Origin of the sequence: Thiopseudomonas acetoxidans, assembly GCF_030362935.1 — a bacterium.
Classification (GTDB): Bacteria; Pseudomonadota; Gammaproteobacteria; order Pseudomonadales; family Pseudomonadaceae; genus Thiopseudomonas; species Thiopseudomonas acetoxidans.
Genome location: NZ_JAUCDY010000021.1, coordinates 1 through 18,572 on the forward strand (window position 1 = coordinate 1; position 18,572 = coordinate 18,572).

Here is an 18,572-nt window from a genome sequence, read left to right on the forward strand (position 1 = left end):
CAGTGAGTGTGGTGTCACTCACGACCGCGACATCAATGCGGCCAAGAACATTCTTGCGGTCGGGCATGGCCGTCCTGCAGAGGGAATCCCAGTCCTTTAGGGCGGGGAGGATGTCAACATATTCCACAAACACAATATCCCGCTGGTGCTTTGGCGGCTGCACTGTATACTGTATATTGCTAGCGGTGTGCGCGGTATGGAACGCGGAACTATGTCTGAGCAGCGTGAGCCGGATGGTTCAGAGTGTTTTGCCAATATGGAGCTGGTGCGTTTGGCAATGCCGCGCCGTGTATTTACGCTGTCACAGGTTAAATATGCGATCGACCGTATTGAGTGGCTTTATGCCAACCGCCACCTGATCGGTGGGTTGGAGTTTACGCAAGAGCCAGAGATTCTGCGTTTTTTCTATGGTCGCTTAGCGCCAACCTCAGACTGGCAAGAAAAACTAAAGGCTAAGTTTCGTCAGGATTTTGGCGATAGCCTCTAGGGTCAACGGCCAGTTCATACCAACTTACTATCATCAGTGTGGGCTTCCTAAGCACCACACTGATGTATAGGGTAGCTGATGCAAGACGTATTTTATAATTTATTGCCTGACATGCTGTCGGGCTGGCAAGTGCTTTTGCTGGTAATTACAGCAGCATTCACCTCGTTTATCACCGCTGCGGTAGGTGTAGGTGGTGGAGTGTTGTTATTGGCCGTGCTGAGCTTGGTCATTCCTGTCTCGGCCATTATTCCTGTGCATGGTTTGGTGCAGCTGGGTTCTAATGCTTACCGCTCAGTACTGCTGTGGCGCAATATCGACTGGCAAACGGTGTTGTACTTTCTACCCGGCTCAATTGTGGGCGCTGCGTTGGCAGCGGTGTTTTTGATTGAGCTACCCTTAGCAGCTTTACAGATCGCTATCGCCAGTTTTATTCTTTTTTTGTGTTGGGGGCCGCGCTTGCCGGGCAGGGTGCTAAGCAACTGGGGAGTTTTTTTAGCCGCTGCGATCACTACGTTTTTAAGTCATTTTGTCGGGGCAACCGGTCCTTTGGTGGCGGCATTTATTAAGCAAAAATTTGCCGACAGCCGTCATGTATCAGTAGCCAGCTTTGCAGTAACTATGACCATACAGCACGGGCCAAAAGCACTGGTATATGGCGTAGCAGGTTTTGCGTTTAAAGAGTGGCTATTGCTGGTGGCTCTGATGATTAGCGCAGGCGCGTTAGGGACTAAACTCGGCTTATTGCAGCTAAACAAACTGAGTGACCAGCGTTTTACCCTAGTCTTTAATACAGTATTAACCGTGCTGGCGTTACGCTTGCTCTGGCAGGCATTCACGTAACAGCATGGGTTGAGGATAAGAGTAAGTGGCTGAATATTATCTGTGGATTAAAAACGTTCATATTGGCATGGCCTATACCACTGGGTTGTTGTTTTTGTTGCGCGGTTTATACCGCTTGCTTTGGCGTGAGCGGATGCATCAAGGCTTGAGAAAAAGCGTTGACCGTTTGAGTTATTTGGTCGATACGCTGTTGTTGGCTATGGGTATTAGTCTGTTATTTGTTTTACAGCTTAATCCCGTCACTACCGCTTGGGTGGCGAGCAAACTGGTGTTGCTGATTGTCTATGTGGGGCTGGGAGTGTTTGCCTTTCGTCAGCGTTTGCCGTTGGCTGGACGTTGGTCGTGCTTTGCTTTGGCATTAGTTTGTTGGCTGCTAATGTATCAAACTGCTAGGCTCCACTTGCCCATTTGGATGTGGAGTTAACGATGCCGCTCTAAGAGGAGCTCTAGGAGCGGCAGGGTTGTCTTAGAATAAGCTAGGTAGAGCTAACCAGATCGTCATGCAAGCACCTGAGAGCGGGCCGCCATTACTGAGCTCCAAGCGTGCGGGGCGTTCTTCCTGATCATGCATAGCGACTATGTTGGCGGCAAAATACAAACCCAAACCCGTGCTGCCGCTGTCACGATCAATGCTGCTAGCGGCTTGATTGCGCACTGCGCCTAAGTGATGAGCAGGGTAGCCGGGACCGTCATCATTGATGGTTAATAGCACGCCATTATCCACGCTCTCAGCTTGCAAAAGAATGCTGCTGCGGCAGTAATTAACTGCATTGCCTAGCGCGTTATCCAACACAGTACCCATCAGGCTGGCATCAAAAAATCCTTCTAAATCCGGATCGTCCAGTTTGATTTGCAAATCGATAGTGCGGTATTGCAGCAGCTCGCGGTGACGGTTGTGTAGGTCTTCAAATAGCTCATCGAGTCGGCAATATTCAGGCTGTAGGCGGAGCTGATTGTGTTCTAATTTATAAATACCTAACAACTGCATTAGCATGGCGTCAAGGCGCAGTGCTTCTTGCTCAATCAGGCGTGCTTGCGATGAGTGTTGCAGTTCTTTGGGCATTTGTGCGAGCAGGCTTTCATAGGCCTGACTGATAGCAGCAATAATGTTTTTCATGTCATGTACGCTGGAAGCCATCAGCGTTGAAAAATCAATCTGTTTTACCATGGGCTTAACTCCAGTGCGGTTTGCATATGTTGATGCTGAGGTGATTCGGGATCAAGCTTAGACAGACCGCCTATACGCTCTAAACAGTCACCAAGGCGGTTATTCGCGTCAGGCTGATGTTGGCGTAGCTGTTCTAAAAAAAGGCGTGCTGCGGCCATATTCAATTCGATCAGTTGCGGCGCTAGTTGCAAGGCTTGCTCAAACAGCGGCAGAGCTTTTTCAGTTTGTTCTTGGGTGTGCAAGGCGGTTGCTTGACGGCCGAGCTCAATGGCCTTGCGTAACGGCTCAGGATTGAACTGCGGCAGGCGCAGGCTGATTTGTTCAAGCACGCCAGTTGTGCCAGCGTAACGCGCAGCACAATGAAGCCAGAAAGACTGAGCAGTGTCTGCTTGTTCTAGCTGCGCTAGCCAGTCGCCCAGTTGTATTAGAGTGATCGCGGCATAATCATTTTTATGGTTATGCAGCGCTTCGATTAGGGGTTGTAGCTCTTCGGCGGTGTGCGCTCTACCCTGACGTCGGCGTTGCTCAATGCGTAGTAATGCCGTGGCAGGCTGTAAAGAGTAAGTCTGTTGCCAGCTTCTTTCAATTATTTTAAGCCAATGCTGTGCATCGTCAGGCATGCGACGCTCGCCTGCGCTTTGCGTCAGGATAGAAGCCAGCTGCCAAAGTAATTCCGGGTCAAAAGTGGCAGAATAACGACCTACCTCCCAGCATTGATGAATGGCATGGGCAGCAACCTTGTGGTCGTTGTTTAGCCAGGCATGGCAGGCCAGTCGAATTTGACGTCGCACAGTGTTGGGCGATAGGGCTACCGCTTGTTGGAGAGCCTCTTGCATGACTGGCAAGTCGTTGTTGTTAGCTGCCAAACTGGCTTGTATATCACGTAATTCCGGCATCATGGGAAATTGTCGCGTGGCTGCAGTAAGCAGACGGGTAAGTTGTTCGAAGCGTCCTTGGCGTAACCACAAGCTGGCCAGAGCTTGCAGATTCCAAGCGGTGGGTCGTGTGCGTGCCTGTTGCTCAAGCATTTGTTCTAGCTCAAGGTAGCGTGCCAGTTCTTGTAAGGCTTGAGCTTTGTAACGTAAGCATAGCACTGCATGGCGTGGTTCTTTGTTCTCGATGGCTTGGCATGCCTCTAGCGCGGCGGCAAAGTCATTGCTTTCAAGTGCGTTGAGTACGGGGGTTAATACCTGTTTGCGACGTATCAAACGCTCTAGGCGTGTTTGCAATGCTACTTTGTTGAAGGGTTTGGTCAGGTAGTCATCCGGCTCGCACTCAAGCGCGGCAAGTACCATGGCTTGGGTGTTTTCTGCGGTAACCATGACGAATATGCAGTGCGGGGACAGGAGTTTTTCGTTATGCAGCTGCTCGAGCACTTGCTGACCGCTAACGCCCTCACCAAGGTTGTAGTCGTGCAAGATCACATCATAGCGGTGGCGGCGGCATAGCTCTAAAACATCAATACCGTTCGCTGCGGTATCAATTTGCTGTACGCCGAGCAGTCGTAAAATACCTCGAATGGAGCTCCGAAACTCGGAAAAATCATCAACCACTAAGAAACGCATCTTGCTGAAATCAATCATGGTTCACCGTACTAGATCGCACACATCGTTATAGAATATTTGCAATTAAGTGTAATCGTTCCCATCGAATAAGCATAGCGCGCAACTAGGCTAACGGCTTGGGTGTGTGTTTGGTTCTAGCCAAGCAAACCATAAAGCATACTATGTACGGCCGCGCCACCCACTACCAGCCATACCCAAGCTATGGCACCCAGTGCGATAGGTTTCATACCGGCATTTTTTAACGCACTGATAGAGGTGTTTAAGCCCAGCGCAGCAGGGTGGTCTTGCTGAATAAAATACCGAGTTGCAGGCGCGGGTGGTTAAATAGCGGCAGCAGGTTTGCGAGCAGCATCCCCAGTAAAATCGCCACGGTTAACGCCCCCAGTCCCCACTGGCGTACCAATTGCGTTTGGCTTAGCCAAAAACCAAGCAGGCTCAGTAGCGCCACATAGAGTAAGCCGGGAAAATGAGTGCGTAGCGGGTTGGTGCTCATGAAAGCCTCCAGTCATTAAGATTGGAGGCAGTGTAAGAGAAGGCTTCTTTTCTATAAAACGAATAATACAGCTATAGAGTATCTATTTTGCTTATAAGTACTGGTTGTATGTATATAACCAAATGCGCGAGTGGGTGTGTTCAACAGGTACATAGTGATACGACCCGAGGGTGATGCTCGGGTCAGACTTGGTTTTGTGCTATTAGGGAGGTTGAGTCTTGCTGCGCAAACGCTTAGCTGAGTAACAACGCATCGTCTGAAATTTCTTCGCCGCGTACCTGCTCAAACATATTCAGCAGATCCTTAACGTGCATGCCTTTGCGTTGCTCACCGGACACATCCAGCACCACTTGGCCTTGGTGCAGCATCACGGTGCGGTCACCCACGTCTAAGGCTTGGCGCATGCTGTGGGTAACCATCATGGTGGTCAATTGCTTCTCGGCGACAATGCGTTGGGTTAGCTTGAGCACAAAATCAGCTGTGCGTGGATCCAGTGCTGCTGTATGTTCATCTAACAGCAGGATACGTGAGGGTTGCAGAGCCGCCATCAGCAGGCTTACTGCTTGACGCTGACCGCCAGATAGCAAACCGATACGGTCGGTGAGACGGTTTTCTAGCCCTAAGCCAAGCTTGGCAAGGTGTTCGCGGTAATAATCACGCTGCGAGGCTTTCACCGCCCAACTTAGGCCGCGCTTACTGCCACGGCATTGCGCCAGCGCCATATTTTCTTCGATGGTTAAATCTTCGCAGGTACCGGCCATAGGATCTTGAAACACACGCGCAACCTTGGCTGCACGCTGCCATACGGGCAAGCGTGTGACTTCGCTATCATCAATTAAAATGCTGCCGCTATCTACTGCTAAATCACCGGATACGGCATTTAAAAAAGTGGATTTTCCGGCACCGTTGGTACCAATAACCGTTACAAATTGTCCTGTGGGGATTTCTAACGATAGACCCTGTAATGCCCGGGTTTCAATGGGTGTGCGGGGGTTAAAGGTGATTTTTAAATCAGTTGCTTTTAACATTTCAAACCCTTTTGCGCCGTGCGTAACGTTGTTTGAGTAATGGAATCACCAGCGCAACGGTCACCAGCAGAGCAGTAACGAGGTTGAGATCTTGAGCTTTTAGGCCAATAAAATCGCTGTTCAATGCCAAAGCGATAAAGAAGCGATAGACAATTGCGCCCAAGACGACGGCTAGAGTCAGCATAAAAAGCTTGCGCGAGGGCAAAATGCTTTCACCGACAATGACAGCTGCTAGACCAATTACGATAGTACCAATACCCATGGAGATGTCTGCACCGCCCTGAGTTTGCGCATAGAGCGCGCCAGCCAGCCCCACTAAACCATTGGAAATCGCCATTCCCAAAATAATCATAGCGCCGGTATTCACCCCTTGTGAGCGTGCCATGCGTGGGTTGGAACCCGTCGCACGAATTGCCAAGCCTTGTTGGGTGGAAAAATAAGCATCGAGACCGAATTTGGCGAACACCACTACCACAATTAAAATGAGCGGGCGGCCAATATAGTCCACTAACCATTCAGGTTGCAGCACGCTAAAAACGGTGGGCTCCATAATCAGCGGAATATTGGGTTTACCCATGATGCGCAGGTTGATTGAGTACAGCGCGATCATCATTAAGATACTGGCGAGCAGATCCATGATTTTCAGATGCACATTCAGCAAAGCGGTGAGCACGCCGGCTGCAGCGCCAGCTAACGTAGCACAGACAGTGGCTAGAAAAGGGTCCATACCGCTGACAATGCACATAGCGCCTACAGCACCACCCAGAGGGAAGCTGCCATCAACGGTCAGATCAGGAAAGCGTAATAAACGAAAAGAAATAAAGACGCCCAGTGCCACCAAGCTAAAAATCAAGCCAATTTCAAGGGCACCAAATAGGGAAAACAAAGACATGGATTAAACCGCAGGCAGTTAAAAGTCACCGAGCCTACAACAAGGCTCGGTGTGAGGTGGTATTAACGAATAATTTCTGTAGCGCGTTCAATCAGCGACAATGGCAAAAGTACACCCTGCTTTTCGGCTGCGGTTACGTTCACATATAGCTGTAGGTTTTCACTGGTTTGCGGCTGTATATCGCCTGGCTTTTCGCCATTTAGAATACGCACCACAATGCGGCCGGTTTGCTCGCCTAAGTCGCGATAGTTAACGCCCAGCGCAGCAATTGCACCGCGCTTAACGCTGTCTGTATCCGAAGCGATCAGTGGTATTTTGCTATCGTTGCCTACTTTGGCCAAGGCTTCATACGCGGAAACCACGTTGTTGTCGGTGTTGGTGTAAATCACGTCTACTTTGCCGACGAGACTGCGCGCCGCTGAGCTAACGTCAACAGTACGTGGAGCAGCCGCTTCGACCAGTTTCAGACCGTGCTTGGGCAGCAGTTCTTTAAAGGCTTCGACGACAGCCACTGAGTTAGCTTCACCTGGGTTGTACACCATGCCAATATTTTTTACCTCAGGCACGATTTCTTTAATCAACTCAATTTGTTTTTCCAGCTCCAAAATGTCTGAAACACCGGTGACGTTAGTACCGCTGGCTTCCCAGCTAGGGGTGAGCTGTGCTTGTACAGGGTCTGTCACGGCAGTGAACACAATTGGAACGCTTTTGGTGCCGGCCACTAGTGCTTGTGCGGAGGGTGTGGCGATACCCACAATAACGTCAGGGCTGTCACCGATAAATTTGCGCGCAATCTGGGCGGCGGTCGCGGTGTTGCCCTGTGCGCTTTGATATTGCCACTTGAGGTTTTTGCCCTCAGCAAAGCCTGCTTCATTTAATGCATGCAGGATGCCATCGCGAGCTGAGTCAAGAGCAGGGTGCTCAACAATAGCGGTTACCGCTACGGATTTTACCGGCTCGGCAGCTACGGAAAAAGTAGCGCTCATGGCTAAACTAATGACGCTCAATGAAAGTAATGCTTTTTTTGGGAGGCTTAGCATTCTGTCTATCTCCTGATGATTGTTGTTTTTTAAAAAACTTTTGCAGCTTACTGTAAGTTGGCAATTCGTGCACGCTGTTCGGTCAAGCGTGCCAGTGCCTGTTCATAATCGGTTTGTTTGGTGCGCTCTTTTTCAATGACTTCGGCTGGGGCTTTGGCAACAAAACCTTGATTGCTGAGTTTACCTGCAACGCGTTTGATTTCGCCGGTTAAGCGTTGAATTTCTTTATCGAGGCGTGCCAGCTCGGCGGTGGTGTCAATCAAGCCTGCCATGGGGACGAGCACTTGCATATCGCCTACTAAAGCGGTGGCCGACATGGGCGCTTCTTGTCCAGCATCCAGTATCGTGACTGAGTCCAGCTTAGCCAGCTTAGTTAAGGTGATGTGGTTGACGTCCAAGCGGCGCAAATCACCAGAACTGGCATTACTCAGATAAAGCGGCAGGGGTTGACCGGGACCAATATTCATTTCTGCGCGAATATTACGTACCGCGAGCATGACCTCTTTTAACCACTCAATATCGCCTTCGGCCTGCGGGTCAATCAGGGTGTTATCACCAGCTGGGTAAGGTTGCAACATAATGGTTGCGCCAGACTTGCCCGCCATGGGCGCAATACGTTGCCAAATTTCCTCGGTGATAAAGGGCATAAAAGGATGCGCCAAGCGCAAAGCAGATTCCAATACGCGCACCAGCGTGCGACGTGTGCCACGGGTACGTGCGGCTGGCGCTTTTTTATCCCAGAGTACGGGCTTGGACAGCTCCAGATACCAGTCGCAATACTGATTCCAGATAAACTCGTAAATCGCTTGCGTGGCCAAATCAAAACGGAATTGATCCAGTTGGCGTACAACTTCGAGCTCAGTGCGCTGTAATTGAGAGATAATCCAACGATCCGCAGCGGTCAGTTCAACCTCTTGTTGCTCGCCCAGACCACAATCCTGCTCTTGGCATTGCATCAATACATAGCGTGCTGCGTTCCAGATTTTATTACAGAAGTTGCGGTAGCCTTCCACGCGACCCATATCAAACTTGATATCGCGACCGGTTGAAGCCAGTGAGCAGAAGGTGAAACGCAGAGCATCGGTGCCATAGCTGGCAATACCCTCAGCAAACTCATCGCGGGTTTGTTGTGCAATTTGCGCGGCCAGCTGTGGCTGCATCAGGCCGGTGGTGCGTTTTTGCACTAAAGATTCAAGGTCAATACCGTCAATAATATCCAGCGGGTCGAGCACGTTACCGCGTGACTTGGACATTTTATGTCCTTGGTTGTCACGCACCAGTCCATGCACATAGACGGTTTTAAACGGAATTTGCGGGCTGCCGTCATCATTTTTGACCAAATGCATGGTCAGCATAATCATGCGTGCAACCCAGAAGAAAATAATGTCGAAACCTGTTACCAACACATCCGTGGGATGGAAGGTTTTCAAAAACTCTGTTTGTTCAGGCCAGCCTAGGGTGGAAAAGGTCCACAAGCCCGAGCTAAACCAGGTATCCAAGACATCTTCGTCTTGGCGCAGAGCCATATCGCCAAGTTCGTGCTTTTTTCGTACTTCAGCTTCGTTGCGGCCGACGTAGACATTACCGCTGTCGTCATACCAGGCTGGAATGCGGTGACCCCACCAGAGTTGACGGCTAATGCACCAGTCCTGAATGTCACGCATCCAGCTAAAATACATATTCTCGTATTGCTTAGGCACGAACTGAATAAGGCCGTCTTCAACCGCTGCAATCGCAGGTTTGGCTAAAGGCTTAGTGGATACATACCACTGGTCGGTCAGCCAGGGCTCGATGACTACGCCAGAGCGATCACCGCGTGGCGTTTTTAAAGCGTGTGGTTCAATACTTTCCAGCAGGCCTAATTCTTTAAAAGCCAGCACGATTTTATCGCGTGCCTCAAAGCGATCCAGTCCGGCAAACTGGGCTGGCAGCTGCGTGTCCAGTTCGTTGTTTACACTGGCATCAACATTGAAAATCTGAGCTTGCGCCAGAATCGCGGCATTTTCGTCAAGGATATTAATCAGCGGCAGGTTATGGCGTTTGCCCACTTCATAGTCATTAAAGTCGTGGGCTGGAGTGATTTTAACGCAACCGGTACCGAACTCAGGATCGCAATAATCATCGCCCACAATAGGAATACGGCGACCTACCAAGGGCAGTTCAATGTATTTACCAATTAAAGCTTGGTAGCGTTCGTCTTCTGGGTTTACCGCAACCGCCGAGTCACCCAGCATGGTTTCTGGACGGGTAGTGGCAACAATCAGGTAGTTTTTACCATCAGTCGTGGTTGCGCCATCGGCCAGTGGGTAGCGTAAATTCCACAGCTGTCCCTGTTCATCGTGGTTTTCCACTTCTAGATCAGAGATGGCTGTATGCAGCTTGGGATCCCAGTTCACCAAGCGCTTGCCGCGATAAATCAGGCCGTCTTCGTGCAGACGAACAAAGGCTTCTTTAACCGCCTCGGATAAGCCTGCATCCATGGTGAAGCGTTCGCGCGACCAGTCAACTGAGCTGCCTAAACGGCGAATTTGTCGGGTGATGGTACCGCCGGATTGCTCTTTCCATTGCCAGATTTTTTCTAAAAAGGCCGAGCGACCTAAAGCATGGCGATCCAAACCTTGATTGGCGAGTTGGCGTTCTACCACCATTTGTGTGGCGATACCGGCATGGTCGGTGCCGGGCTGCCAAAGGGTGTTATGCCCCTGCATGCGGCGGTAGCGAATCAGCGCATCCATAATGGCGTTATTAAAGCCATGCCCCATATGCAAACTGCCGGTAACGTTCGGCGGTGGGATCATAATGGTGTAAGGCGTACCCGAACCTTGCGGAGCAAAATAATCATTGGCCTCCCAGTTCTGATACCAGGTGGATTCAATAGCGTGGGGCTGATAGGTTTTATCCATAGAGTGACAGGAACCTTAGAAGTAAGCGGCTGAATGGAAACGCGCAAGTATACCTGTAATTTCCATTGAGCCAAAGAAGAAGCTATACAGTGGCAATGCATATTGAATTGTCGGCATAAGCTGTTTATTGTGACCAAAAACAATAACAGTCATAAAACAAAGAGACTTACGCATGAATCATTCTAACTATCCACACCTGTTTACCCCGCTTGATCTGGGCTTTACCATCTTAAAAAACCGCTTTTTAATGGGCTCAATGCACACTGGGTTGGAAGAGCGCCCCGGTGGTTTTGAGCGCATGGCGGTGTATTTTGCCGAACGTGCTCGTGGTGGCGTGGGCTTGATCGTCACCGGCGGTATTGCACCTAACGAAGAAGGTGCGGTTTATCAAGGCGCAGCCAAACTCACAACCGCCGCCGAGGCTGAGCAACATAAGGTGGTTACCCGCGCAGTCCATGCTGAAGGCGCAAAAATCTGCTTGCAGATTTTGCATGCCGGACGTTATGGCTACAGTCCTAAGCTGGTTGCGCCCAGCGCCATTCAAGCGCCGATTAACCCGTTTAAACCCAAAGAGTTAGACGCCGAGGGGATTGAAAAGCAGATTGCTGATTTCGTCACCTGCGCCCAGCTTGCCCAGCAGGCTGGCTATGACGGTGTCGAGATTATGGGGTCTGAGGGTTACTTTATTAACCAGTTTTTGGTTAAACATACCAATTTACGCACCGATGAATGGGGTGGTGAGTTCAGCAACCGCATGCGTTTGCCCGTTGAGATTGTGCGCCGAGTGCGCGAAGCGGTGGGCACGGACTTTATCATTATTTACCGCTTATCCATGCTGGATTTAATGGAAAACGGCAGTGATTGGGATGAAGTGGTGCAGCTCGCCAAAGTTATTGAGCAGGTGGGTGCGACCATTATTAACACCGGAATTGGCTGGCATGAAGCGCGCATTCCGACCATCGCGACCATGGTACCGCGTGGTGCTTTTGTCAGTGTTACGGCCAAATTGCGCGGTGAGGTCAGTATTCCGCTGGTAGCAACTAACCGCATTAATACGCCCGAAGTGGCGGAGCAGGCCATTGCCAGTGGTGCAGCGGATATGGTGTCCATGGCGCGTCCGTTTTTGGCCGATCCTGAATTTGTGAATAAAGCAGCAGCGGGTCAGCCTGAGCTGATCAACACCTGTATTGCCTGCAACCAAGCCTGCTTGGACCACACCTTCAGCGGCAAGCTGACGTCCTGTTTGGTCAACCCCAGAGCTTGCCATGAAACCGAGCTGCAATACATTCCTGTCACGCAAGTGAAAAAGGTAGCGGTGGTCGGTGCCGGACCTGCGGGATTAGCGGCAGCGACGGTGGCGGCTGAGCGAGGCCATCAGGTGGTGCTGTTTGAAGCGGGCAGTGAGATTGGCGGGCAGTTCAATGTCGCCAAGCTGATTCCGGGTAAGGAAGAATTCTATGAAACGCTGCGTTATTTCCAACATAAGCTGGCGCACACCGGGGTTGAGGTGCGTTTAAACACCCGCGTGAACGCTCAAGCGCTGCTCGCCGAAGGGTTTGCTGAGGTGATTCTGGCCACGGGGATTGTACCTCGTGTGCCCGAGATTCCCGGTATCGAGCATCCGAAAGTGATGAGCTATTTGGACGCTATCTTAGGGCGTAAATCAGTGGGCGACAGTGTGGCAGTTATTGGTGCGGGCGGCATTGGGTTTGATGTGGCTGAGCTGCTTACCCATAGCGGTGAGTCGGTGAGTCTAAATAAAGAGGCTTTCTGGAAAGAGTGGGGCATTGATTTAGGGTTGACGGCGCGCGGTGGTGTGGCAGGCGTTAAGCCTCATTTACCCAATAGTGCGCGGCAGGTGTATTTGTTGCAACGCAAAAGCAGCAAAGTGGGTGCGGGGCTGGGTAAAACTACCGGCTGGATTCACCGTGCAGAATTGAATAAAAAGCAGGTACAAATGCTTAACGGCGTCGAGTACCTTGGGATTGATGACCAAGGCTTGCACATTCGGCTTTCTGATGCTGCACCACAATTGCTCAGGGTGGATAGCATTGTCATTTGTGCTGGGCAAAAGCCGCAGCGCGAGCTTTACGATGAGCTGCTGGCCGGTGGCGTGACGGTACACTTGGCCGGTGGCGCGGACGTAGCGGCTGAGCTGGATGCCAAGCGTGCCATTGACCAAGGGTCGCGAATAGCGGCTGCGCTATAGTCTGTATTTTTAGAGTGTCGAGCAAGCAGGCTTGACGCTCTTTTTTTGAGCTAAACAATCAGCTCAGGCTTCATTTTGCCATCATAATCAAATGTTTAAAGTGTCGACTCAGTCGCTTAAATGGCCGGTTTTGCTGCTAACCCAATCACACTCCTAGACTAGGCTTTTGCTACACTTCAGAGGCTGTTTTCACTGTAATGAGTTGTGAGTAGGGGCTGTTGTATGCGCGTGCAAAAATCCAGTAAGGCTCAGCTGATTGAGGTCGTCATGCTGTTTGGCAATGATGGGATTGTTGCTGAAATGCTCTACCCTGAGTTTGAAGCCATTTTGGATAATATGGTCAGCATGCCGCAGTATGCTGATGAGCAAGTGCGCGCCGCTTATGTATTGATAAATCCAAGGCTGTTGGTGCGCTCGATAGTGTTCTTTTATCTGGACTTTGATGAAGAGGGTTCGGTAGAGCCCGGTTGGAATTTAGATTTAAGGCATTTAGCAGAAAAAGCAGGTACAGGTCCTGATTTAGGCGCTGGTCCTATTCGTTTAGCCTGTCGCAGCCAATGCGCTGTGCCTTGGTATCAAATGCACCTTTGGGATCCAGAGCTTTCACCCAGCAAAAACCATGTCAACATGGTGCGTGATGCGGTGAAGCAAAATGGTTTGCGTTTGGTGGTGGATGTTGAGGACGACTTCGTTGTAGCGCCCGGCAGATTACAGGTAGCGCCAGAAGACAGCTGGCAAAACCAAGAACAAATGCAAGCGCTGTTGCACAAAACGCAAGAGCGCGAAAAAGAGCAGCGCCATCAAGCAGCACAGCTCATCAAACAACAACGCTTGAGGATTCAAACCCTTGAGGCGCAGCATACAGAAACACTGGCGAAACTACGCCAACAATATGAAATGTCCCTGATGCAGCGTGAGCAAAATGAAAAGCAGCTACAGCAGCAGCTGAGTCAGTACCGTGGGCACATTGATAGATTAAAAAAACAGCTGTTAGAGCAATCCGAAAAGCTCAGAGAAATCCGTAAAGATGTACAGGTGCGTATCCAAGAGCTGAATGAAAGAGAGCAGCAGCAAGTAAGCCTGCTTAAATCGCAGTATGAGAATGAATTGCAAGCGCATATTGAGGCGGCGCTCGCTCAGCAACAAGAGCTGCTACGTGCACAAGAAGATGAATTATCCAGTAAACACGAGCGTTTGCAGCAAGCGGTTTTCGAGCAGGAGCGTTTGCAGCGTGCCGTAAAAGACCTAACAGTTCAGGCTGATGAGAAAATATTGCAACGCCTCGATGCGGCAGGAGTAAGCTTTGTTGCGCTGCATCCGGGTGCTGGGCATATGAATGTCCCGCTGTTAGAGATTGATGTGTATCTTCAGAACCCTGTGGCTTATGCCGCAAAACACTGTTTAGTCACTGAAGAACATTACCGTGAGTGGCTTAAACACTATGAAGGTGCAGTCTGTGATGCCTTAATAGAAACAACCGACACCTTATGCGGACTGCCGCTAGAGCGCAAAAGTCATCCGAGCCAATTTACGGTTGGCGTATCGAACAGATGTTCACGTCACCGCAAGCTGGTAAAGCCTATTCAAAGCTATGATTGAGTTGGCGGGTATATTCAGAGCCCAGCTCTAATAACCAGCAAAAAACTTAGAAAGCACTGAATTGAATAATGTTAGCACGGCAGTCAGAGCTGTTTTTTAATACCGCCCTGACCCGGTGCGCGGCAAGCCCCGCCGTTCAGGGCGGGGAGGATGTCAAAACACAGGTATTGATTCGGCGTTTCCCTTGGTTTTAGTAGGGATGTTGGCACATTAGTATTACAGGTTATACTTACCCATTATTTTTGCTTGTCAGTTCAGCTCTGGGTCCTTACACATTATGAATAGCCAGTTAACGGTTCAGCAGTTAAAAACTTTTATTCCTTTTAATCAACTGTCGGATACGCAGTTAGCTAAGCTGCGTGCGCAATTGTCGGTACAGCTGATTTTAGCTGGTCATGTGTTGTTTGAGCAGGGCAATACAGACAATCAAAGTTATTTTTTATTGACTGGCAACCTTAGTTTGCACAATCAGCAGCAAGAGGTGAGCCTGATTAGTGCAGAGGACGAGCAAAGTCTGTATGAGCTGGCGCCTCAAAAACCCCGCCAGTATCGAGCTGTTGCTGAGACGGATGCGGTGGTTATTAAATTAGATACCGAAAAGCTGGCGCAGCTGTTGGCTTGGCGGCAGATGATGCAGGATGTATTGCTCGACTTGGAGCACGATCACCTAGACCTTGACTGGCTAGAAAAGCTGCTGGTCAACCCATTGTTCAGTAATGTACCTGCACAAAATATCCGTGAAATTCTCCAGCGTTTAAAACCAGTAAAGGTAGCCGCCGGCAGTGAAATTATTCGCCAAGGAGCGGTGGGTGAAACCTGTTACTTTTTACGAACAGGGCGGGCGCAAGTCACGCGTGAGCAAGAGGGCGAATTGCAGGTTTTAGCTGAGCTGGAAGAGGGGGCCTGTTTTGGCGAAGAAGCCTTACTCAGCGATCAGCCACGCAATGCCAATATCAGCATGCTTGAGGACGGACAGGTTTTAGAGCTGTCTCGGCAAGACTTTGTTGAACTGCTCAAAGCACCTGTAGTTGCAGAGTGTTCGCTGGAGCAGGCGCAACAACAGCTTGAACAGCAGCAGGGTCAATGGTTGGATGTGCGACGTCAGGATGAGTACGAGCAAGCCCATGCCTTTGGTGCTTTGCATATGCCGTTGGACGTGTTGCGCTTAAAGTCGCGCTTACTGAATAAAGAGGTGCTGTATTTTTGCTATTGTGACAATGGCAAACGCAGCCAGAATGCGGTTTTCTTGCTTACCCAGCTTGGCTTTAAAGCTAAAATGCTCGCTGGAGGCACAGACAGCTTGTCGGTGTTGCAGCGCGATGAGTTGCTGTCTGAGCAGGGCGCAGGCTACTTGGTTCGGCGCGGCGGGCGTATCGAAGTAAGCCAATAAGCTTTCTGTAGTGGTGCGCTTAAGTTACGCCTGCAGCTGCACGATTTGTTTATTGCTGATATGGCGCAGCCGAAAACCTAATAACACGGCCGCACAGGTTAGCCCTGCAATCAGACCCTGCCACATGCCTGCCGGGCCTTGGGCAGTGCCCAGATAGTCGGTTAGCCCTAAGATATAGCCAATCGGCAAGCCTACGCCCCAGTATGAAACCAGAGTAATTAGCATGGTCATGCGGGTGTCTTGATAACCGCGCAATGCGCCGGCTGCGGTAACCTGCACGGCATCAGAAAACTGAAACACTGCTGCGTAGACAATCAGTGCAGCTGCAATGCTCAGCACCACAGGGTCTTCGGTATAAATTCGCGCAATGGACTCTCTCAGCCACGTCATATAGCCAGCAGAAATACAGGCCACCAGCAACGCTGTACCCATAGCCACAAAGGCGGCAAAGCGTGCTTGCTGTGGTTGTTGTGCGCCCATCGCCTGACCGACGCGTACCGTAGTGGCCATACCCAATGAGTAAGGTAGCATAAACACCAGCGAGCTAAAGTTGAGGGCTATTTGGTGGCCGGCCACGGTATTAGCGCCTAGACCGCCAATCAGCAAAGCGATAATAGAAAAAATACTCGCCTCGGCAAAAATAGCGATGCCTATAGGTACGCCCAGTGTGGCTAAGCTCTTTTGCATGGACAGGTTGGGCCACTGAAAACGGGCAAAGACATTGTGCCCTTGGTAATAGGGTGCCCAGCGCACCCAAACCAGCATTGCCAGTGCCATAAATACCATCACCAGAGCTGTTGCCCAGCCACAGCCAACTCCGCCCATTGCCGGTACGCCAAGTTTGCCGTAGATAAATATATAGTTAACGGGAATATTGATTAACAAGCCTAGGATACCGATCACCATACTGGGGCGGGTGCGGCCTAAGGCATCGCTATAACAGCGAAAAACCAAGTACACAGCGACGGCGGGAAAGCCGCAGGCGACAGCGCGTAAATAGCCCATGGCGGGTTCAATCAATGCAGGACTGATTTGCAGCCAATGCATTAGCGGTTTAGCGTTCCACATCAATACAGCTAAGCCACTGCCGAACATAAGCCCTAACCATAAGGCTTGGCGTACCAAGGGACCAATGCTGGCATTATCGCCAGCACCAAATAACCGTGCAGCTTTGGCGGTAGTGGCTAAAAGCACACCGCTCATCAGTAGAAAAATAGGCACCCAAATAGAGTTGCCCAGTGCAACTGCAGCTAAGTCATTAGGGCTAACGCGACCGGCCATCATGGTGTCGACAAAACCCATGGCTGTGTTAGCGAGTTGGGCGATTACAATAGGAATGGTAAGGCTTAACAAACGCCGCCACTCACTGGTTATGCGTGCTACAAGAGTGTTGTTATACATAAAGGTAGTATATTTAAAGGTGGGGGTTGAGTCGTATTCTATGCAATTAGGTAGGGGATTCGCTCTTTTGATTGATTATGCTGGAATATGAGAGTTGTTAAGAGTTTCATAGGTAGGGTTTTGCTTGGTGGGCTGCACATTCGAGCCCCTGAAAAGCACAGCAAGTTTACGCTAAGCAAAACTATTTTGCAGGAAAGTTGAAATCCAGCAATGATTCTGTTGCTAGAGCATGATTGTTTTAAATAAAAACAAGATTAATCTATGCCGCTAGGTACAGCGCAAGATGTATATTTGGAGGGGCCTAGTAAAAGATTGCAAACGGTCGTTTCGTAATATGACTAACCATTTAGCTAAGCTGCCAGTTCCGCATGTTTACTGGCTCTTCGCATTTAAGGGTGTAGAAAAAATCTGACCGGTTGGAAAAGGTGTCGGGGAACATGGAAAATGTAAGCTTCTATAAGAGCTGTGCCAAGCGTTCGGCTGCGTGCTAACCGCTTTGCTTTACTGTCGTGCTAACCGCTTTGCTTTACTGTGGGATTGTGGGTCTGTGGGGTTATGGGACTGTGGGAGCGCATCTTATGCGCGATGAAAACCCTGCCGAGCTTAGCTGCCCCTGTAGATACTCTGTTTAAGCACAAGCTTTTTTGTGCTCTTCACTGAATAATTTTGAAGAATCAAAAGGCAAATTTAATTTTAAGCATGCCCAGATTCCCGTCAGCATTTTACGCATCACTGCGCACAGTGCTTGCATCTTTTTCTTGCCACGTTGAATCAGCGACTGATAAAAAGCGCGCACAATAGCATCGTGAGTCGCTGCCGATAAAGCTGGCATAAACAGCGCTGTGCGCAAATAAGAATTACCTGCTTTGCTTAAACGATGTTGACATGTTCCGCGGCGCTCCCGAAACGGTCGATAACAAATTGCTTTTATTTAGAGCGTCCCTGTGCATTTTTTGAACTACAATGCCAGTAGACTCAACTGTTCTTAAGGTTTTCAAGCGATTCCCGTACCCTCCACGTATTGCGCCTAACCAATTACTATCTGTATCCCGATTGTCAGATACAACGACATCATTAATGAGCTTGGCAGTTAATTGCTGTCGGTAGCCGTCACCTTCGTAAGCCACATTCGTCAAGTGGGTGGAACAACCTGTTACAAACAAAATGCTTTAAATAATGCCCAGATATTTCATCTATACTCCTGTGGTGTTTTGAGCGCTTAACACCCCGTGCATGCGCGCGAACTTGTGAGCGTCGCAGGGGCCAAAGGCCCCGAAAGACACGGCCTGTTAACTTCTTGCATAAGTCAATAAGAAGCTAGTACGCCATCCAAGTATCCTTTAGCGAATGCTGCTTGAACACTTTTATGTCGAACTGTTCCTGCTTGGCTATCCGGCAAAGCATTAAAATCTATATGTAACGACTGAGCCTTTGCTATACCAAGTGAGTAACCATGCTCGTATGCACAACCAGCACATTTATGACCAAAATGCGCGACAAGCCCCGTACTTTTAGTGCGGGGAAGGATAGCGCTGGAAGGCTGTAGCCTTCCTTAAT

General features: G+C 50.0%; 15 protein-coding genes. 6 read left to right on the top strand and 9 right to left on the bottom strand.

Going from position 1 to position 18,572, the window contains the following annotated elements:
• The first annotated feature begins 211 nt into the window (after positions 1 to 211).
• The 3 genes from QEZ41_RS11785 to QEZ41_RS11795 all read left to right on the top strand — a co-directional run bounded on the left by QEZ41_RS11785 (position 212) and on the right by QEZ41_RS11795 (position 1,751).
• On the top strand, positions 212 to 487 hold the full coding sequence (locus tag QEZ41_RS11785; RefSeq protein WP_289411793.1) for a hypothetical protein: 276 nt from the start codon (positions 212 to 214) through the stop codon (positions 485 to 487).
• A 78-nt stretch (positions 488 to 565) separates the two neighbouring features.
• Positions 566 to 1,327: a sulfite exporter TauE/SafE family protein gene (locus QEZ41_RS11790; RefSeq protein ID WP_289411794.1), complete on the top strand. Its 762-nt coding sequence runs from the start codon at positions 566 to 568 to the stop codon at positions 1,325 to 1,327.
• 25 nt (positions 1,328 to 1,352) lie between these two features.
• Positions 1,353 to 1,751, top strand: a complete 399-nt coding sequence (locus QEZ41_RS11795) for a SirB2 family protein (protein ID WP_289411795.1) — start codon at positions 1,353 to 1,355, stop codon at positions 1,749 to 1,751.
• A gap of 42 nt (positions 1,752 to 1,793) precedes the next feature.
• Here QEZ41_RS11795 and QEZ41_RS11800 read toward each other — a convergent pair whose 3' ends face one another.
• The 7 genes from QEZ41_RS11800 to QEZ41_RS11830 form a co-directional block, all read right to left on the bottom strand.
• Positions 1,794 to 2,495: a sensor histidine kinase gene (locus QEZ41_RS11800; RefSeq protein WP_289411796.1), complete on the bottom strand. Its 702-nt coding sequence runs from the start codon at positions 2,493 to 2,495 to the stop codon at positions 1,794 to 1,796.
• Positions 2,489 to 4,078, bottom strand: a complete 1,590-nt coding sequence (locus QEZ41_RS11805; RefSeq protein WP_289411797.1) for a tetratricopeptide repeat-containing response regulator — start codon at positions 4,076 to 4,078, stop codon at positions 2,489 to 2,491. Before QEZ41_RS11805 ends, QEZ41_RS11800 begins: the two co-directional genes overlap by 7 nt.
• A 241-nt stretch (positions 4,079 to 4,319) precedes the next feature.
• Positions 4,320 to 4,553 (bottom strand): putative sulfate exporter family transporter, encoded by a 234-nt coding sequence (locus QEZ41_RS11810; RefSeq protein ID WP_289411798.1) that lies wholly within the window; start codon positions 4,551 to 4,553, stop codon positions 4,320 to 4,322.
• 233 nt (positions 4,554 to 4,786) lie between these two features.
• The gene (locus QEZ41_RS11815) at positions 4,787 to 5,581 is read right to left on the bottom strand and encodes an ABC transporter ATP-binding protein (RefSeq protein ID WP_289411799.1); all 795 of its coding nucleotides are present in this window, start codon (positions 5,579 to 5,581) and stop codon (positions 4,787 to 4,789) included.
• Between the two features lies 1 nt (position 5,582).
• On the bottom strand, positions 5,583 to 6,473 hold the full coding sequence (locus tag QEZ41_RS11820; RefSeq protein ID WP_289411800.1) for an ABC transporter permease: 891 nt from the start codon (positions 6,471 to 6,473) through the stop codon (positions 5,583 to 5,585).
• 62 nt (positions 6,474 to 6,535) lie between these two features.
• A complete protein-coding gene (locus QEZ41_RS11825) occupies positions 6,536 to 7,513 on the bottom strand; it encodes an ABC transporter substrate-binding protein (RefSeq protein ID WP_289411801.1) in 978 nt (325 codons plus the stop codon).
• A 47-nt stretch (positions 7,514 to 7,560) separates the two neighbouring features.
• Entirely contained in the window at positions 7,561 to 10,416 is a 2,856-nt protein-coding gene (locus QEZ41_RS11830; RefSeq protein WP_289411802.1) for a valine--tRNA ligase, read from the bottom strand.
• Between the two features lie 172 nt (positions 10,417 to 10,588).
• Here QEZ41_RS11830 and QEZ41_RS11835 point away from each other — a divergent pair, with 172 nt between their 5' ends.
• From QEZ41_RS11835 to QEZ41_RS11845, 3 genes are all read left to right on the top strand, one after another.
• The gene (locus tag QEZ41_RS11835) at positions 10,589 to 12,625 is read left to right on the top strand and encodes an NADPH-dependent 2,4-dienoyl-CoA reductase (RefSeq protein ID WP_289411803.1); all 2,037 of its coding nucleotides are present in this window, start codon (positions 10,589 to 10,591) and stop codon (positions 12,623 to 12,625) included.
• Between the two features lie 222 nt (positions 12,626 to 12,847).
• A complete protein-coding gene (locus tag QEZ41_RS11840) occupies positions 12,848 to 14,224 on the top strand; it encodes a chromosome partitioning protein ParA (RefSeq protein ID WP_289411804.1) in 1,377 nt (458 codons plus the stop codon).
• 277 nt (positions 14,225 to 14,501) lie between these two features.
• Entirely contained in the window at positions 14,502 to 15,614 is a 1,113-nt protein-coding gene (locus tag QEZ41_RS11845) for a cyclic nucleotide-binding domain-containing protein (protein ID WP_289411805.1), read from the top strand.
• Positions 15,615 to 15,638: 24 nt separating this feature from the next.
• Here the strand turns inward: QEZ41_RS11845 and QEZ41_RS11850 are convergent, their stop codons facing one another.
• Together QEZ41_RS11850 and QEZ41_RS11855 are read right to left on the bottom strand one after the other, a co-directional pair.
• Complete coding sequence (locus QEZ41_RS11850) at positions 15,639 to 17,015, bottom strand: MATE family efflux transporter (RefSeq protein WP_289411806.1); 1,377 nt, start codon at positions 17,013 to 17,015, stop codon at positions 15,639 to 15,641.
• A gap of 628 nt (positions 17,016 to 17,643) precedes the next feature.
• Positions 17,644 to 17,946 carry a transposase gene (locus tag QEZ41_RS11855; RefSeq protein WP_353061911.1) on the bottom strand — a complete coding sequence of 101 codons (303 nt, stop codon included), beginning with the start codon at positions 17,944 to 17,946 and terminating at the stop codon, positions 17,644 to 17,646.
• Between the last annotated feature and the right edge of the window lie 626 nt (positions 17,947 to 18,572).

Excerpts from the sequence above, each read along its gene's own strand:
- QEZ41_RS11785 (WP_289411793.1), top strand. The coding sequence starts at position 212 with ATGTCTGAGCAGCGTGAGCCGGATGGTTCAGAGTGTTTTGCCAATATG.
- QEZ41_RS11790 (WP_289411794.1), top strand. The coding sequence starts at position 566 with ATGCAAGACGTATTTTATAATTTATTGCCTGACATGCTGTCGGGCTGG.
- QEZ41_RS11800 (WP_289411796.1), bottom strand. The coding sequence starts at position 2,495 with ATGGTAAAACAGATTGATTTTTCAACGCTGATGGCTTCCAGCGTACAT.
- QEZ41_RS11805 (WP_289411797.1), bottom strand. The coding sequence starts at position 4,078 with ATGATTGATTTCAGCAAGATGCGTTTCTTAGTGGTTGATGATTTTTCC.
- QEZ41_RS11810 (WP_289411798.1), bottom strand. The coding sequence starts at position 4,553 with ATGAGCACCAACCCGCTACGCACTCATTTTCCCGGCTTACTCTATGTG.
- QEZ41_RS11815 (WP_289411799.1), bottom strand. The coding sequence starts at position 5,581 with ATGTTAAAAGCAACTGATTTAAAAATCACCTTTAACCCCCGCACACCC.
- QEZ41_RS11820 (WP_289411800.1), bottom strand. The coding sequence starts at position 6,473 with ATGTCTTTGTTTTCCCTATTTGGTGCCCTTGAAATTGGCTTGATTTTT.
- QEZ41_RS11825 (WP_289411801.1), bottom strand. The coding sequence starts at position 7,513 with ATGCTAAGCCTCCCAAAAAAAGCATTACTTTCATTGAGCGTCATTAGT.
- QEZ41_RS11830 (WP_289411802.1), bottom strand. The coding sequence starts at position 10,416 with ATGGATAAAACCTATCAGCCCCACGCTATTGAATCCACCTGGTATCAG.
- QEZ41_RS11835 (WP_289411803.1), top strand. The coding sequence starts at position 10,589 with ATGAATCATTCTAACTATCCACACCTGTTTACCCCGCTTGATCTGGGC.
- QEZ41_RS11840 (WP_289411804.1), top strand. The coding sequence starts at position 12,848 with ATGCGCGTGCAAAAATCCAGTAAGGCTCAGCTGATTGAGGTCGTCATG.
- QEZ41_RS11845 (WP_289411805.1), top strand. The coding sequence starts at position 14,502 with ATGAATAGCCAGTTAACGGTTCAGCAGTTAAAAACTTTTATTCCTTTT.
- QEZ41_RS11850 (WP_289411806.1), bottom strand. The coding sequence starts at position 17,015 with ATGTATAACAACACTCTTGTAGCACGCATAACCAGTGAGTGGCGGCGT.